Annotated in this window: 20 protein-coding genes and 1 other RNA gene; 5 read left to right on the top strand and 16 right to left on the bottom strand. The window is 65.7% G+C overall.

The genetic code is table 11. From position 1 onward, the window contains the following. Positions 1-14: 14 nt before the first annotated feature. The 3 genes from serC to gyrA are packed head-to-tail and all read right to left on the bottom strand — an operon-like array spanning position 15 to position 4,391. The gene (gene serC, locus ACODT0_RS04370) at positions 15-1,154 is read right to left on the bottom strand and encodes a 3-phosphoserine/phosphohydroxythreonine transaminase (protein WP_489040703.1); all 1,140 of its coding nucleotides are present in this window, start codon (positions 1,152-1,154) and stop codon (positions 15-17) included. 1 nt (position 1,155) lies between these two features. Then, positions 1,156-1,740 (bottom strand): DUF2059 domain-containing protein, encoded by a 585-nt coding sequence (locus ACODT0_RS04365; RefSeq protein ID WP_261210215.1) that lies wholly within the window; start codon positions 1,738-1,740, stop codon positions 1,156-1,158. After that, positions 1,737-4,391 (bottom strand): DNA gyrase subunit A, encoded by a 2,655-nt coding sequence (gene gyrA / locus ACODT0_RS04360; protein WP_489040702.1) that lies wholly within the window; start codon positions 4,389-4,391, stop codon positions 1,737-1,739. Before gyrA ends, ACODT0_RS04365 begins: the two co-directional genes overlap by 4 nt. 225 nt (positions 4,392-4,616) lie before the next feature. Here gyrA and ompA point away from each other — a divergent pair, with 225 nt between their 5' ends. From ompA to ssrA, 4 genes are all read left to right on the top strand, one after another. Beyond that, positions 4,617-5,276 carry an outer membrane protein OmpA gene (ompA, locus tag ACODT0_RS04355; protein ID WP_057589611.1) on the top strand — a complete coding sequence of 220 codons (660 nt, stop codon included), beginning with the start codon at positions 4,617-4,619 and terminating at the stop codon, positions 5,274-5,276. Positions 5,277-5,407: 131 nt separating this feature from the next. After that, positions 5,408-6,130 carry a bifunctional 2-polyprenyl-6-hydroxyphenol methylase/3-demethylubiquinol 3-O-methyltransferase UbiG gene (gene ubiG / locus ACODT0_RS04350; RefSeq protein ID WP_261210224.1) on the top strand — a complete coding sequence of 241 codons (723 nt, stop codon included), beginning with the start codon at positions 5,408-5,410 and terminating at the stop codon, positions 6,128-6,130. Then, entirely contained in the window at positions 6,127-6,792 is a 666-nt protein-coding gene (locus ACODT0_RS04345; protein WP_489040701.1) for an HAD-IA family hydrolase, read from the top strand. The genes ubiG and ACODT0_RS04345 overlap by 4 nt, the downstream gene beginning before the upstream one ends. A gap of 13 nt (positions 6,793-6,805) precedes the next feature. Continuing rightward, positions 6,806-7,190, top strand: a transfer-messenger RNA (tmRNA) gene (gene ssrA / locus ACODT0_RS04340). 81 nt (positions 7,191-7,271) lie between these two features. Here ssrA and ACODT0_RS04335 read toward each other — a convergent pair. Beyond that, entirely contained in the window at positions 7,272-8,474 is a 1,203-nt protein-coding gene (locus ACODT0_RS04335; RefSeq protein ID WP_489040700.1) for a site-specific integrase, read from the bottom strand. Then, positions 8,474-8,692, bottom strand: a complete 219-nt coding sequence (gene xisR, locus ACODT0_RS04330) for an excisionase family protein (protein WP_444813948.1) — start codon at positions 8,690-8,692, stop codon at positions 8,474-8,476. Before xisR ends, ACODT0_RS04335 begins: the two co-directional genes overlap by 1 nt. 33 nt (positions 8,693-8,725) lie before the next feature. Here xisR and ACODT0_RS04325 point away from each other — a divergent pair, with 33 nt between their 5' ends. Then, positions 8,726-8,968 (top strand): hypothetical protein, encoded by a 243-nt coding sequence (locus ACODT0_RS04325; protein WP_489040699.1) that lies wholly within the window; start codon positions 8,726-8,728, stop codon positions 8,966-8,968. Between the two features lie 2 nt (positions 8,969-8,970). Here the strand turns inward: ACODT0_RS04325 and ACODT0_RS04320 are convergent, their stop codons facing one another. Genes ACODT0_RS04320 through ACODT0_RS04270 form a run of 11 tightly spaced genes read right to left on the bottom strand, consistent with a single transcriptional unit; the run spans position 8,971 to position 13,571 of the window. Further along, positions 8,971-9,348, bottom strand: coding sequence for a hypothetical protein (locus ACODT0_RS04320; protein ID WP_489040698.1), 378 nt, complete (start codon positions 9,346-9,348; stop codon positions 8,971-8,973). Next, a complete protein-coding gene (locus tag ACODT0_RS04315; protein ID WP_413763226.1) occupies positions 9,345-9,500 on the bottom strand; it encodes a hypothetical protein in 156 nt (51 codons plus the stop codon). Before ACODT0_RS04315 ends, ACODT0_RS04320 begins: the two co-directional genes overlap by 4 nt. Next, positions 9,500-9,790: a hypothetical protein gene (locus ACODT0_RS04310; protein WP_489040697.1), complete on the bottom strand. Its 291-nt coding sequence runs from the start codon at positions 9,788-9,790 to the stop codon at positions 9,500-9,502. Before ACODT0_RS04310 ends, ACODT0_RS04315 begins: the two co-directional genes overlap by 1 nt. Continuing rightward, positions 9,790-11,082, bottom strand: a complete 1,293-nt coding sequence (locus ACODT0_RS04305) for a hypothetical protein (protein WP_489040696.1) — start codon at positions 11,080-11,082, stop codon at positions 9,790-9,792. Before ACODT0_RS04305 ends, ACODT0_RS04310 begins: the two co-directional genes overlap by 1 nt. Positions 11,083-11,100: 18 nt before the next feature. Continuing rightward, on the bottom strand, positions 11,101-11,313 hold the full coding sequence (locus ACODT0_RS04300; RefSeq protein WP_489040695.1) for a hypothetical protein: 213 nt from the start codon (positions 11,311-11,313) through the stop codon (positions 11,101-11,103). Next, positions 11,310-11,549, bottom strand: a complete 240-nt coding sequence (locus ACODT0_RS04295; RefSeq protein WP_489040694.1) for a hypothetical protein — start codon at positions 11,547-11,549, stop codon at positions 11,310-11,312. The genes ACODT0_RS04300 and ACODT0_RS04295 overlap by 4 nt, the downstream gene beginning before the upstream one ends. Continuing rightward, positions 11,542-11,808, bottom strand: a complete 267-nt coding sequence (locus ACODT0_RS04290; RefSeq protein ID WP_489040693.1) for a hypothetical protein — start codon at positions 11,806-11,808, stop codon at positions 11,542-11,544. Before ACODT0_RS04290 ends, ACODT0_RS04295 begins: the two co-directional genes overlap by 8 nt. Then, entirely contained in the window at positions 11,805-12,359 is a 555-nt protein-coding gene (locus ACODT0_RS04285; protein WP_489040692.1) for a nuclease domain-containing protein, read from the bottom strand. The genes ACODT0_RS04290 and ACODT0_RS04285 overlap by 4 nt, the downstream gene beginning before the upstream one ends. Further along, positions 12,359-13,021: a hypothetical protein gene (locus tag ACODT0_RS04280; RefSeq protein ID WP_489040691.1), complete on the bottom strand. Its 663-nt coding sequence runs from the start codon at positions 13,019-13,021 to the stop codon at positions 12,359-12,361. Before ACODT0_RS04280 ends, ACODT0_RS04285 begins: the two co-directional genes overlap by 1 nt. Then, positions 13,018-13,221 (bottom strand): hypothetical protein, encoded by a 204-nt coding sequence (locus tag ACODT0_RS04275; RefSeq protein ID WP_489040690.1) that lies wholly within the window; start codon positions 13,219-13,221, stop codon positions 13,018-13,020. Before ACODT0_RS04275 ends, ACODT0_RS04280 begins: the two co-directional genes overlap by 4 nt. Next, on the bottom strand, positions 13,218-13,571 hold the full coding sequence (locus ACODT0_RS04270; RefSeq protein WP_489040689.1) for a hypothetical protein: 354 nt from the start codon (positions 13,569-13,571) through the stop codon (positions 13,218-13,220). Before ACODT0_RS04270 ends, ACODT0_RS04275 begins: the two co-directional genes overlap by 4 nt. Positions 13,572-13,574: the final 3 nt, after the last annotated feature.

The raw sequence follows: 13,574 nt of genomic DNA, 5'->3' as shown, positions 1-13,574 counted from the left end.
AGGTGCGCGCGCGTCTAGGCGTGCGACCGCTCGAATTCTCGCATGTAGCTCACCAGGGCCTGCACGCCTTCCAGGGGCATGGCGTTGTAGAGGCTGGCGCGCATGCCGCCCACCGACTTGTGGCCCTTGAGCTGCAGCAGCCCCGCCGCGCGGGCGCCCGACAGGAAGGCCTCGTTGCGGGCTTCGTCGCGCAGGAAGAACGGGATGTTCATGCGCGAGCGGCAGCCCGGGTCGATCTTGTTCAGGTAGAAGGACGACGCATCGATGAAGTCGTACAGCAGCTTCGCCTTGGCGATGTTGCGCTGCTCCATCGCGGCCACGCCGCTCAGCGCGCCTTCGGTCTGCTCGCGCAGCCACTGGAACGTGAGCCCCGCCATGTAGATGCCCCAGGTCGGCGGGGTGTTGTACATGGACTGGTTGTCGGCCACGGTCTTGTAGTTGAACGCGCTCGGGCAGATCTCGAGCGCATGGCCCAGCAGGTCGTCGCGCACGACGACGATCGTGAGGCCGGCCGGACCGAGGTTCTTCTGCGCGCCGCCGAAAGCCAGGCCGACACGGCTCCAGTCGACGCCGCGCGAGGCGACGTGGGAGGAGAAGTCGATCACCAGCGGCGCCTTGCTGCCGAGGGCGGCGAGGTCGGGCAGCTCGTGGAACTCGATGCCGTTGATGGTCTCGTTGCTGCACAGGTGCACGTACGAGGCGTCGCCGGACAGCTGCCAGCCCGCGGGATCGGGCAGGCGCGTGTGCTGGTCGTCGGTGTTGCTCGCGGCCACGCGCGCGTTGCAGTAGCGCTGCGCTTCCTTGTGCGACTTGACGCTCCAGCTGCCGGTGACCACGAAGTCGACCGTGCCGCCGCGCGACAGGTTCAGCGGGACGATGGCGTTCTCGCCGAGGCCGCCGCCCTGCATGAACAGGATCCGGAAGTTGGCGGGTACCGCCAGCAGCGCGCGCAGGTCGGCTTCGGCCTGCGCATAGATCTCGCCGAACTCCTTGCCGCGATGGCTCATCTCCATCACGCTCATGCCGCTGCCGTGCCAGTCGAGCATCTCGGCGGCGGCGCGTTGCAGCACCGCCTCGGGCATGGCGGCGGGGCCCGCGGAGAAGTTGTAGGGGCGCGGGCGGGCCGGTTCTTGCAGGGTGTGCGGGGCGTTCACGTCACTTCTTGGCGGGAGCCTTGGCCGGTGCCTTGGCGGGGGCGGCCGGCGCTTCGGTCGGGGCGCCCAGTGCCTTGGCGACGCTGGTGTCGAGGGCCTGCATCTTCGGCTCGATGGTGGCGCGGGTCTCGGCCACCAGCTTTTCCGTCAGCGCGGTCTGCATCTTGGGGTTCAGGTCCTGGTACTTCTTGCTCAGCGGCGAGTTGATCCAGGCCAGCAGCTGCTTGAGCTCGTCTTCGGTGAAGGACTGCTCGAGCAGCGGGCTCAGCGTGGCCGGGGCCAGCTGCACGGCCTTGTCGCGCACGATCGGATAGGCATCGTCGTAGTACTTCTTGAGCTCGGCATCGGCGGCCTTGGCGGCGGCTTCGCGCTTGGCCTCGGGCACCTGGGTCTGCAGGTACTGCGAACCGGCCTGCGCGATCGGGGCGCTCGACTGCTCGACCAGGCCGCGGGCCAGGGCTTCGATGCCGGGGCGCTGCAGGTCGAGGAACTGCTTGATGAGCGTGGCCTTGTCCTGGGCCAGGGCGCCCATCGAACTGCCGGCCAGGGCGACGGTCAGGAGTGCGAGCTTGATTTGTTTTTTCACTGAGGATTCTCCGTTGAAGATGTGGAAGTGTCGTCTGCGCCGGGCTCGGGTTCGCCATTGGCATCGTTTTCGACGATACGTTGCAGCCCGCTGAGTTTGGCACCTTCGTCGAGCCCGATCAGCGTAACGCCTTGCGTCGCGCGACCCAGTTCACGAATCTCGGCGACCCGGGTGCGCACCAGCACGCCCTTGTCGGTGATGAGCATGATCTCATCGTCCGAATGCACGAGTGTGGCGGCAACGACCTTGCCGTTTCGCTCACTCTGTTGAATAGCGATCATGCCTTTGGTTCCACGGCCATGGCGCGTGTATTCGGTAATGCTTGTTCGCTTTCCGTAACCATTTTCCGTGGCCGTGAGCACGCTCTGCTGCTCGTCCTCGGCCACCAGCATGGCGATCACGCCCTGGCCTTCCTCGAGCATCATGCCGCGCACGCCGCGCGCGTTGCGGCCCATCGGGCGCACGTCGTTCTCGTCGAAGCGCACCGCCTTGCCGCCGTCGCTGAACAGCATCACGTCGTGCTTGCCGTCGGTGAGGGCGGCGCCGATCAGGTAGTCGCCGGCATCGAGGTCGACCGCGATGATGCCGGCCTTGCGCGGATTGCTGAACTCGTCGAGCGCGGTCTTCTTGACCGTGCCCATCGAGGTCGACATGAACACGTACTGGTCGGCGGGGAAGTTGCGCTTCTCGCCCGTGAGCGGCAGCGCGACGTTGATCTTCTCGCCCTCGGCCAGCGGGAACATGTTGACGATCGGGCGGCCGCGCGAGCCGCGCGAGCCGCGCGAGCCCGCGGGCACCTCCCACACCTTGAGCCAGTAGAGCCGGCCGCGGTTCGAGAAGCACAGGATGTAGTCGTGCGTGTTCGCGATGAAGAGCTGGTCGATCCAGTCGTCTTCCTTGGTGGTGGTGGCCTGCTTGCCGCGGCCGCCGCGTTTCTGCGCTCGGTATTCGCCGAGCGGCTGGCTCTTGATGTAGCCGCTGTGCGAGAGCGTCACCACCATGTCGGTGGGCGTGATCAGGTCCTCGGTGGAGAGGTCGAAGGCGCTGTGCTCGACGAGGCTGCGGCGCGCGCCGATCTTCGAGTGGCCGAACTCCTGCTTGAGCGCGCCGAGCTCGTCGCCGATGATGGTCGAGACGCGCTCGGGCTTGGCCAGGATGTCGAGCAGGTCGTCGATCTCGGCCATGACTTCCTTGTACTCGGCGACGATCTTGTCCTGCTCCAGGCCGGTCAGGCGCTGCAGGCGCATCTGCAGGATTTCCTGGGCCTGCGTCTCCGAGAGGCGGTAGAGGCCGTCGTTGCCCATGCCGAACTCGCGCTCGAGGCCTTCGGGGCGGTAATCGTCGGCGCTGATCGTGCCGCCGTCGGCGCGCGTGCGGGTGAGCATCTCGCGCACCAGCTTGCTGTCCCAGCTGCGCGCCATCAGTTCGGCCTTGGCGACCGGCGGGGTCGGGGCGTTGCGGATGATGGCGATGAAGTCGTCGATGTTCGCCAGCGCCACCGCCAGGCCTTCGAGCACGTGGCCGCGGTCGCGGGCCTTGCGCAGGTTGAAGACCGTGCGGCGCGTCACCACTTCGCGGCGGTGCTGCAGGAAGACCTCGATCAGGTCCTTGAGGTTGCACAGCTTCGGCTGGCCGTCGACCAGCGCCACCATGTTGATGCCGAAGGTGTCCTGCAGCTGGGTCTGCTTGTAGAGGTTGTTGAGCACCACCTCGGGCACTTCGCCGCGCTTGAGCTCGATGACGAGGCGCATGCCCGACTTGTCGGACTCGTCCTGGATGTGGCTGATGCCCTCGATCTTCTTCTCGTGGACCAGCTCGGCCATGCGCTCCTGCAGCGTCTTCTTGTTGACCTGGTAGGGGAGCTCGTCGACGATGATCGCCTGGCGCTGGCCGCGATCGATGTCCTCGAAGTGGCACTTGGCGCGCATCACGACCTTGCCGCGGCCGGTGCGGTAGCCGTCCTTCACGCCGTTGATGCCGTAGATGATGCCGGCCGTGGGGAAATCGGGCGCCGGCACGATCTCCATCAGCTCGTCGATGCTGGCCTGCGGGTTGCGCAGCAGGTGCAGGCAGGCGTCCACCACTTCATTGAGGTTGTGGGGCGGAATATTGGTGGCCATGCCGACCGCAATACCGCCGGAGCCATTGACCAGCAAATTCGGCAGCCGGCTCGGCAGCACGGCCGGTTCTTTTTCGGAGCCGTCGTAATTGTCCTGGAAATCGATCGTTTCCTTGTCGATATCGGCCAGCATTTCATGCGCGATTTTGGCCAGCCGGATTTCCGTATACCGCATTGCGGCCGCGTTGTCGCCATCCACGGACCCGAAGTTGCCCTGGCCGTCGACCAGCATGTGGCGCATCGAGAAGTCCTGGGCCAGCCGCACGATCGTGTCGTAGACCGACTGGTCGCCGTGCGGGTGGTACTTGCCGATCACGTCGCCGACGATACGGGCCGACTTCTTGTACGGCCGGTTCCAGTCGTTGTTGAGCTCGTGCATCGCGTAGAGCACGCGGCGATGCACGGGCTTGAGGCCGTCTCTCGCGTCGGGGAGGGCGCGGCCCACGATCACGCTCATGGCGTAATCGAGATAACTGCGGCGCATTTCCTCTTCGAGACTGATGGGCAGGGTTTCTTTGGCGAAGGACGTCATTGAGCGAGAGGCTGGCGGCAGGAAGGCGAAATTTTACGCTGCGAAGGGTGTCGCACCGCCGCAACACAAGGGCTCTATTCCGCCTCCGTCCTACGCTTCGTGGCCGCCGTGCGGCCTGTTTGCCAAAGACCCTATGGCACAATCGCCTCAACGTTTTGGGTGGTGGTCACTTAAAGCGTCCTTGATTCGCAGCGCGGCTGCGGCTTTTTCCCCAAGAGGAGAACCATGAAGAAACTGAATAAAGTGGCGATGATGTTTGCAGTCGCTGCGCTCGCCACTGCCGCCGGCGCGCAGACCCGTGTCACCGCTGCGAATGGCGGTCCTACGATCGACAACTGGCAAAACGGCACCGGCGAACTGGTTTGGAAGAACGGCACGAACGAACTGTGCTGGCGCGATGCCAACTGGACGCCCGCCACGGCTGCTGCCGGTTGCGACGGCGCTCTGGTTCCCCCGGCTGCTGCGGTTCCCCCGGCTCCTGGCGTGGTTCCGCCGCCCGCCGCTCCCGCTCAACCCCCGGCTGTCGCCGCTTCGAAGGTGACCTTCGCTGCCGACGCGTTCTTCGACTTCGACAAGTCGGTGCTGAAGCCTGAAGGCCGCGCGAAGCTGACCGACCTGGTCGAGAAGATCCGTGGCGTGAACCTCGAAGTGATCATCGCCGTCGGCCACACCGACTCGATCGGTTCGGACGCCTACAACCAGCGTCTGTCGGTGCGTCGCGCCGAAGCCGTCAAGGCCTTCCTGGTCTCGAAGGGCATCGAACGCAACCGCGTCTACACCGAAGGCAAGGGCGAGAAGCAGCCTGTGGCTGACAACCGCACCAAGGAAGGCCGCGCCAAGAACCGTCGCGTGGAAATCGAAGTGGTCGGCACCCGCGCCAACTGATAGCTCGATTCCATCGACCCTAAAACCCCGCCTCGGCGGGGTTTTTTTATGCCTGAATCAATGCAGGCTGAAAGTTTTCAAGCCGGCCCTTTCGTCATGGGCTGGTCATCGTCCGTTTCATAATCCGTCATATGACAGAAAACGTGAATGCCGATCCGGCCGAACTCGCCAAATTTTCGGAACTGGCCCACAAGTGGTGGGATATGGAAGGCGAATTTCGCCCTTTGCACGAAATCAATCCTTTGCGCCTGGAATGGATTGAAGGTATTGCGCCGATTTCCCAGCGGCGCGTGGTGGATATAGGCTGCGGCGGCGGAATTCTTTCGGATTCGATGGCCCGCAAGGGCGCGGACGTGCTCGGTGCCGACCTCGCGGGCAAGGCCCTGAAGGTGGCGCAGCTGCACGCCCTCGAGGCCGGCACGCGCGGCGTGAAGTACCGCGAGGTCAGCGCCGAGGCGCTCGCCGCCGAGCAGCCCGGCAGCTTCGATGTCGTCACCTGCATGGAGATGCTCGAGCACGTGCCGGATCCGGCATCGGTCATCCGGGCCTGCGCCACGCTGGTCAAGCCCGGTGGCTGGGTCTTTTTCTCGACCATCAACCGCAACCTCAAGTCCTTCATGCTTGCGATCGTCGGTGCCGAGTACGTGATGGGCATGCTGCCGCGCGGCACCCACGAGTACGCGAAGCTGATCCGTCCCAGCGAACTGGCGGCCTATTGCCGCGCCGCCGGCCTCGACCTGCGGCACACGCGCGGCCTCGAGCACAACCCGATCACGCGGCGCTACTGGCTCAGTGCCGATACCAGCGTCAACTACATGATCGCCACGCAGAAGCCGGCGGAAGTCCAGGCATGAAGGGCGTACCGACCCGTGCCGTGCTGTTCGACCTCGACGGCACGCTGATCGACAGCGCCCCCGACCTGGGGGCCGCAGCGGACCAGATGCGCACCGCCCGCGGGCTGCCCTCCTATCCGCTCGAGCGCTACCGCCCCATGGCGGGCGCGGGCGCGCGCGGCATGCTCGGCGTGGCCTTCGGCATCACGTCCGATGCGCCGGAGTTCGATGCGCTGCGCGAGGAGTTCTTCGTGACCTACGAGCGCTGCATGTTCAACACGCAGGCCTTCGATGGCGTCGCGCCGCTGATCGAGGCGCTGGTCGCGCGCGGGCTGCGCTGGGGCGTGGTCACGAACAAGTCGAAGCGCTTCGCCGAGCCGCTCACGCAAGCGATGCCGCTGTTCGCGAGCGCGGGCGCGGTGGTGAGCGGCGACACCACGCCGTACGCCAAGCCGCATCCCGAGCCGCTGCACGAGGCGGCCCGGCGGCTGGGTGTGCCGTCCGAGCATTGCATCTACGTCGGCGACGACGAGCGCGACATCGTCGCGGGCCGCGCGGCGGGCATGCGGACCGTGGCCGCGGCCTACGGCTACATGGGCGCGCAGGCCGATGCGACCCGCTGGGAGGCCGATGCCTTGATAACTTCTCCGGGCGAGCTCTTGAAACTGCTGGATAGCGCCTAAAATACGCCCCCTTGGGGCTGCACTGGTTTCGACGCGGGTTCGGAGTCGCAGCGGGGCATGTCGAGCTGAATGCGCTCGTAAAACAGATTCAAACAAACTAACTGCAAACGACGAACGTTTCGCACTCGCTGCTTAATTGCCAGTGAGCCTTGCAACAGCAGGCCGATGGGCTGGGCAAGGGGGTTCTGAGCAATCAGTGCCTCCCGGCTGCAAGGATAATTACATCGGCTGGCTTCGATCCGGGTACCTTGGGTCGGGGCAAGAAAATAGGGTGCTGGCGTCCGGTGTAGCGTGCGACTGCGCGACTCCGGAAGCGAGACTTAAATCAGATCGCTAAACATGTAGAACTGCGCGATGAAGGCTTGCGGACGGGGGTTCAAATCCCCCCAGCTCCACCATTTTCTGAGGCGAAAGTCCTTGTAAATCAACGACTTCCGCCATTTCGCTCCGTCTGGTTCCGTCCTGTTCCGTCACCCGATTCACACGTTTTTCACACGCGGATCGGGCAGGGAATCGACGGCAGGGAGGCCCGGCAGGCACTCGCGGCCGTAGCGCACGGGCGGTCGATCAAAGCCCAGGGCGGCGCCTTGGTCGACGAAGCGGCCGTAGGTCCGGATGACCATCTCGGTCGTCTTGTGGCCCAGCAGCTTGGAAATGTACGCCGGATTCTCGCCCTGGCTCAACAGCTGGCTTGCGAACGTATGCCGCAGCTGGTAGGGGTTGCGGTAGCGCACTTTCGCGGCGCTGGCGGCCTTCTGCCAGGCTCGCAGCAGGGATTGATCCGTCCACTCGCCGCCAGTGCGCGGATTCCGGAAGACTCGGCCCGCGCCCAGCTGGGTGCGCTCGCGCTGCGCCTGGGCGGCCTGCCTGGCCGCCAGCAGCAGCGGCACCGTGCGGATGCCTGCCTTGGTCTTCGTGGTCTTCTCCTCGCCCTCGACGACCGCCCGATGGATCTTGACCTCCGCAAAGGGCGCCTGCAGCTCCAGCCAGGTGATGGCGATCAGTTCGCTCGTCCGGACGCCGCAATAGGCCCAGAACTGGAATGCGGGCCGTTCCTCGGCCTTCAGGGCACCGAACATCAGCAGCAGCTCGTCGACGGTGTACGGGTCCGGCTCGTAGTCGCTCTCGGCCGTCTCGCGCGGCAGGACCTTGGACAGCTTCAGCCGGTCCAGCGGGTTGAACTCGAGCACCTCGTCGGCCACCAGTTCGGTTAGGGCATTCCGCAGCGGGAGCAGCAGGTTGCTCATCCGCTTGCGGGTCACGGTCTTGGTCGCGATCCACTCGCGCAGCACGCCGGCCGTCAGGGCCTTCACCTGAAGGTGCCCGAAGGCGGGGATCAGCACGTTGTCGACGGCCTTGCGGTAGCCCTCCCAGGTGCTCAGCTGCAGCACCTTCTTGCTGCGGTCCTTGTACTCGGTGAGAACGTCCTTCAGCAGCTTCGAATTGCTGACGCCGTGCCCGAAGACCTTCCGGCGCGGCGAGTCGGGAAAGCGCTCGTCGTAGCGGAAGGTCCCGCGCTCGATGTCGTTCATGATCTCGGCGCGAAGGCGCTCGGCGTAGCGCAGATTCGGCTTTGTGGGCGCCATGTCCAGCAGCTCGCGACACTGCACGCCGCGGAAGCTGAAGGCCACACGGATGACCTCCTTGTTCTTCCGCTTGATGACGGTGATCCCGACGGACATCAAGCCCTCTTTCGGGGCTTGACAGCCTTGCCCGATGCCCAGTCGTTGACGGCCTCGAGGTTGATCCAGAGCTGCTTGCTCCCGTCGGGCTGGCGCACATGTACATCGCGCAGCCAGAAGCCGCTGCGGAGCCTCTTGTCCACCGCATCGGGCGTCTCGCCGAACAGCTCGCAGTAGCGATTCATCGGCACCCATTCCAAAACGACAGCGGTTGCCATCTATCGCGCCTCCTGTGCTGAAATACTCGAAAAATGGCTAAACCCACCCGTACCGCCCGCCAGCTGCGCCAGATCCTGATCGATCGCATCGAGGCATTGCCGGGGCTCGCCGGCATGCAGACGGACGTGCACCTGGGCGGCGTGCGTGGTGTGGATGGCGGGCCTGGCGCCCCGAACTGGACGGTGCCGGCGCTGCGCAGCCGGGACCAGCACCGGGCCGACGTTGCGCGCGTGATCGCGCAGACCCAGATGGAATACGACCTCGACGAGGACTGATTTCATCGGGCGGTTCCCTCCATGTCCGCGGGAACCTCGACGATCCCCTCTTTCGGGCAGTCGATGCACTGGCGGCCGTAGGGGCGCATGTGGCATTGGGTGGGGCCGTTGGCGAAGCGCGAGTCGCACATGCGCGCGCACTCGTTGTTGTGGTCGGCGATCAGCTTGCGCAGCTTCGCCGCCTCCTCAAGCGCCGCATTGGCACGCTGGTCGCCGTAGGCCCGGAGCTGGCCGGCGGTGTAGAGCGGATCGTTGCGGTAGAAGCGACCGAACGAACTGACTTGCGCTTCTTCGTAGAGCGTCATCGAGCCATGGTCGCCGAAGGTGTCGCACACGTAGCCGAACGGCTCCGGCATCGGCACTTCCTCGAAGGGGGTCATGGCTTGCATGCTCCGCTCAGTTGTTGCTGGATGACCTTCTCGGCCGGCGTCTTGAACCGCCACAAGAAGGTGTCAATGCCGTGCAAGGTGAGCACGAGTTCGCACACGATGAATACGGCGACGACGCACCAGAAGGATTGCCAATTGGTCATCACACCTCCCCCGTCTTCGCTGCCGATGCCTGGAGGGCGGCGCGGGCTTCCTGCATGGTTCGTGCGCCCTCGGGCGGATCCCCTTCACCGGGGGTGAACTCGAATTCCGCCCCTTCCTCTAGAAGCGCGTCCCAGCATGCGGTGTGATAGTGGCTGGTGAAATAGTCGCCATCCCACACGCCAGACTGCTTGCAGTAGCGCTCGCCCTTCTCGATAGCGTAGGCGCAGCAGATGCATTGCCGCAGCGCGCGGCTGGCCTGCATGGTCATCGGATGGAAGAAGTCGGCCATCACGCACCTCCCTTCGTCTCCCCCGCTTGCGCAGGTGCTGCCGAGGGAGCGGCGGCGAGCATGGCGGCCCAACAATCGGCCGAAGGCAGCACCCACGACTTCTGATCGCCGGCTCGGGTCATCGCCGGGGTTGGCTTCACTGGCACCAGCCGCCAGCCATCGGGCACAGCAGGTGCTTCCACGGCCGGGGGCGTGAGGGCAGCGCCGCGCATCGCTCGGTAGATGACCTCGGGGCTGTTGCCTCCTGTGCGCTCCATGTACTCGCGGGCGGCGGCAGCGCCGGCGGCGATCATCTCGGGCGTCACGATCTCGCCCGCCGCCTCCTGCTGCACGGGCGCGGCCTTTGCGCGATGCTGTTCAAGTGCCTTGCCATCCCAAAAGCCCAACGCCACGAGCTCGTCACCGGCATCGCGGACCGGGTCCTTAGAGTCGCCAACAGCGATGACCTCCAATGCGCGACGCAGGTTGTCGCGCTCCTCGGTCAGCGCCATCCGTTCCTCGTGGGGCTGCACGGGCGCGGGCTGTGCGAGGGTGAGCAAGGCGCCGCGGTAGGCCCGCCACAGCGCGTTGGTGTTGGTGCGTGTGACGCCGTGGTAGACCACAGCCATCACGGCATCGTGCATCGCTTCTGTCTCGTGCTCGGGCAACGTTCTCCACCCGCTAGCGGCCGCAGCGGGTGCCGCGCCGCGAGCCGTGATCCATGCGATGGCCGCGTCTGCATCGTCCTGCATGGGCTCGCCCTTGTCGTCCTCGTAGAGGCCGAAGCCTTCGGGCGGGGTGCGATTGGCAACGGTGCGCAGCAGCTCCATGATGCGAGCCGGGAAGGTCTCCGGGGCCGCAGAGGGTGCCGGGGCGGCATCGCGCGAGGCGGCGCGGAAAGCCTGCGCATCCTTGAGTAGCGCAGCAGCCCACTCTTCGGGAGAGAAGTCCATCCCCGTGGGCCCACTGCTGTAGCCCATCGCGTCAGTCAGTCGCAGGTACATATCCGCACTTGCAACGCTCTGCTCGCGCGCATCGATAGCGGCCTGCGCCGGGGCGGAGAGGTAGAGCGGTTCGAACACCGGCGTGAACTGCTCGTTGCCGTAGTCGCCGCGCTCGTCTTCGAAGCACAGGCTCGGCTCTCCGCTGGGGAGATTCGTCACGAGGAAGGCTGCTGGCTGGGCCTGCAGCTTCACGGTCTGGAGGGCGGAGACATCGACAGGCCCGACGCGGTGCCACTTCGGATCGCCGGTCGTGTCGGGGTTGACGGCATAGCGGCCGTCGTCGTGTTCGAAAAGCAGGGCTTCAGCCATGGTTCTCTCCTTGTGCGGTCAAAATGGGATGTCGTCCGTGAAGCGCGAGAGGCGCCAGCGAAGCGGCTCGGTCAGCGGGTCGGCGCCCTGCGGGTGGCGCTCCCAGAGCTCGAAGTAGCGCTCGAGCAGAGCGGGCTTCTCGTCCGGCAGGTTGTAGAGAAACCGAGCGAAGAACCGCGCCAGATGGTCGGCCTTGCGGTACTTGGCGCGGGTCCAGCGGAAGCGCTTCACCTCCGCTCTCCCTCGGGTGCGGGTGTCAGGGATGCTGCGGCGCGTCGGGGCAAGCGAACGCCTCGGAGGGCGTTGGCCGCTTCGCTCAGCACGTTCTCGTAGGCCATCTCCAGCGCCTCGTCGTATTCGAGGCCGTACTTCTTCTTGCAGGCCTTCGCCAGCTTCTCGGGCGGCATGTAGGCTGTGATGCGCTTCAACGCGGCGTGAAACCGCTCAAGCATCTCCCGCTCACCCATGGCGGGCTCCCGTGGCAGAGGCGAGTTCGATCTCATCCGGCGACACGCAGAACGCGCGGTCCGTGATGTGCTCGTGCGAGACCGAGATGCAGTTGAGGTAGCCGAAGGACACGCGCCGCACGATCAGCGTTTCGCCCTTCCGAGCGCAGAGCTCGACGCCCATGCCGTCATCGGTAAGGTCGTTCTCGCACTCCACGAGAGTGACGACCTTGTCGCCGACGGCGAACGCCGGGGCTTCTGGGGTGTGCACCTTGCTCATGCCTTCTTCTCCTCGGATGGGTTGCGCGCTGCAGCGAGCGCTTTTCGGGTTTCGATGGCCCACTTGGCCGCGGCGCGGTCTTTGGGGCTTGCTTTGGGGCTCGCAGCGATGGCTGACCAATGCGCTTCTTGTTCCAGATCGGCGACCAAATACAGAAGCTCTCGTTCTTCGCCCGAGGCTGAATAGCTGCTGTCGAGATACGCATGGCACCTGGCGCAGCCCCAGGCGCTGAAACAGTCGTGGGCCTTTTGAGAAAGTCCCTTGCCGTGGATAGACAGATTCGAATGGCATGCCACGGTCGTCTCTCGGTCGTCGTTGCACATGGGCGACCGGATCAGGCAGGGCATGCCGCGTGCCATCGCCAGCAGATGGGGGTTGCGCTGGGGCTCGGTCTTGTCGAGCTTGAGCCCGGGGCTCGAGCAGTCGGCCATGACCGCGCGGCGCGTGGCCGGCCGCGGCGGCGGCGATGGAGGGGCGACGAACTTCGGGCGTGTGAACCCGGTCCGCGCCAGCACCTTGCGCGCCTTGAGGCCGACGGTCTTCTTGGACATCAGCAGACCTGCCTGGCGAACTCGACGCGGATCTGCTCCTCGAGGGCCTGGTAGCGCTCGGCGAACTCTTCTTTCCAGTCTTTCCAGCTCTTGGCCTCACGCTCCGACGAATTCAGGCTGACCCAGTCCGCGGCGGGAACCGGGCTTGCCGTGCCATCGCCCAGGATGGGCCAGGGCGCGTTGCGCTCCGGGTCGTAACCGGTGAGGTCGCGGCGTTCCGTGGCGAGGGCCTGCAGGTCGATCAGGTGGACAGCCAGACGGTGCGAGCGCATCAGCGTCAGGATGCCGAAGTGCGTGTGCAGGGCCTTGGCGTTGTTGGCCTCGAAGCGCCGCCAGGCGGCGATCCCGCCCGCGCCCATGCTGTATTCGTCGACGGCAGCCTTGGCTGGCGAGCTCAGATCGGTGGTGTACGCCTCGTGCGCGTCGTGCATCAGCGCGGCCATCTGCAGCGTCGCAGAGCTTCCGTTGCGCTCGGCGATGTCGCAGCACAGGAGCGAGTGTTCCGCGACGCTGTAGGGCCGCGTGGTGGCGCCCGTGAAGCGGTTGATCAGCGCCAGGTGGTGGGCGATGTCACGGATGTCGAATGGCCTGCCTGCGACGGTTGCGGAGTCCGGACCGGCGAGGTGGTACTCGCGACCGGAGATGGTGATCATGTGCGTCATTGAGATTCCTCGGTGGCCACGGTGGTGAACTGCGCAGCCCACTCGGCGGCGCGGCTGTCGGAAACGTCGGATGCGGCCTGGAGCGCATCGGTGATGGCTGGCCCGGCATCGAGGCGCTGGCCAACGTAGATCAGGGCGATCACGAACAGCGCGATGGCGATGCCCTTGGCCTGGTCGGAGATGAAGCGGCGCAGCTTCATTGCGTCACCGGCTCTTCGTACATGACCACCACGGCGTCGACGAGGTTGCCCACGGTGATGCGGCCCTCGCGCTCGGCGCGGTCGGCCTTCGTGATCTCGACCCAGCTCCAAGCCGAGTTGCTGCCGGCGATGCGCCAATCCGCGAACCGGCGCGTGTTCTTGCGGCGGATCCACAGCTCGACCCGCGGCGCGTCTGCGGCCTGGGCCTGATGCTTCTCGCGGTACGTGCGTTCGAAGTAGCGAAACAGGCCGGGCCGGCCGGCATCGATCCAAGCCTGGCGCACGGTGTCGACATCGAGGGTCCGCGCCGAGGAGGTGGCGACGGGTGCGAGAGAGAAGCCTCGTTCCATGTG

This window comes from Variovorax sp. FG153, from assembly GCF_057809595.1.
Note: the sequence above shows the minus strand (reverse complement) of the source record. Positions and strands in the feature narration are given on the sequence as shown.

Coding starts and splice junctions, on each gene's coding strand:
- gyrA (WP_489040702.1), bottom strand. CDS start 4,391: ATGACGTCCTTCGCCAAAGAAACCCTGCCCATCAGTCTCGAAGAGGAA.
- ompA (WP_057589611.1), top strand. CDS start 4,617: ATGAAGAAACTGAATAAAGTGGCGATGATGTTTGCAGTCGCTGCGCTC.
- ubiG (WP_261210224.1), top strand. CDS start 5,408: ATGACAGAAAACGTGAATGCCGATCCGGCCGAACTCGCCAAATTTTCG.
- ACODT0_RS04345 (WP_489040701.1), top strand. CDS start 6,127: ATGAAGGGCGTACCGACCCGTGCCGTGCTGTTCGACCTCGACGGCACG.
- ACODT0_RS04335 (WP_489040700.1), bottom strand. CDS start 8,474: ATGTCCGTCGGGATCACCGTCATCAAGCGGAAGAACAAGGAGGTCATC.
- xisR (WP_444813948.1), bottom strand. CDS start 8,692: ATGGCAACCGCTGTCGTTTTGGAATGGGTGCCGATGAATCGCTACTGC.
- ACODT0_RS04325 (WP_489040699.1), top strand. CDS start 8,726: ATGGCTAAACCCACCCGTACCGCCCGCCAGCTGCGCCAGATCCTGATC.
- ACODT0_RS04320 (WP_489040698.1), bottom strand. CDS start 9,348: ATGACCCCCTTCGAGGAAGTGCCGATGCCGGAGCCGTTCGGCTACGTG.
- ACODT0_RS04315 (WP_413763226.1), bottom strand. CDS start 9,500: ATGACCAATTGGCAATCCTTCTGGTGCGTCGTCGCCGTATTCATCGTG.
- ACODT0_RS04310 (WP_489040697.1), bottom strand. CDS start 9,790: ATGGCCGACTTCTTCCATCCGATGACCATGCAGGCCAGCCGCGCGCTG.
- ACODT0_RS04305 (WP_489040696.1), bottom strand. CDS start 11,082: ATGGCTGAAGCCCTGCTTTTCGAACACGACGACGGCCGCTATGCCGTC.
- ACODT0_RS04295 (WP_489040694.1), bottom strand. CDS start 11,549: ATGGGTGAGCGGGAGATGCTTGAGCGGTTTCACGCCGCGTTGAAGCGC.
- ACODT0_RS04290 (WP_489040693.1), bottom strand. CDS start 11,808: ATGAGCAAGGTGCACACCCCAGAAGCCCCGGCGTTCGCCGTCGGCGAC.
- ACODT0_RS04285 (WP_489040692.1), bottom strand. CDS start 12,359: ATGTCCAAGAAGACCGTCGGCCTCAAGGCGCGCAAGGTGCTGGCGCGG.
- ACODT0_RS04280 (WP_489040691.1), bottom strand. CDS start 13,021: ATGACGCACATGATCACCATCTCCGGTCGCGAGTACCACCTCGCCGGT.
- ACODT0_RS04275 (WP_489040690.1), bottom strand. CDS start 13,221: ATGAAGCTGCGCCGCTTCATCTCCGACCAGGCCAAGGGCATCGCCATC.
- ACODT0_RS04270 (WP_489040689.1), bottom strand. CDS start 13,571: ATGGAACGAGGCTTCTCTCTCGCACCCGTCGCCACCTCCTCGGCGCGG.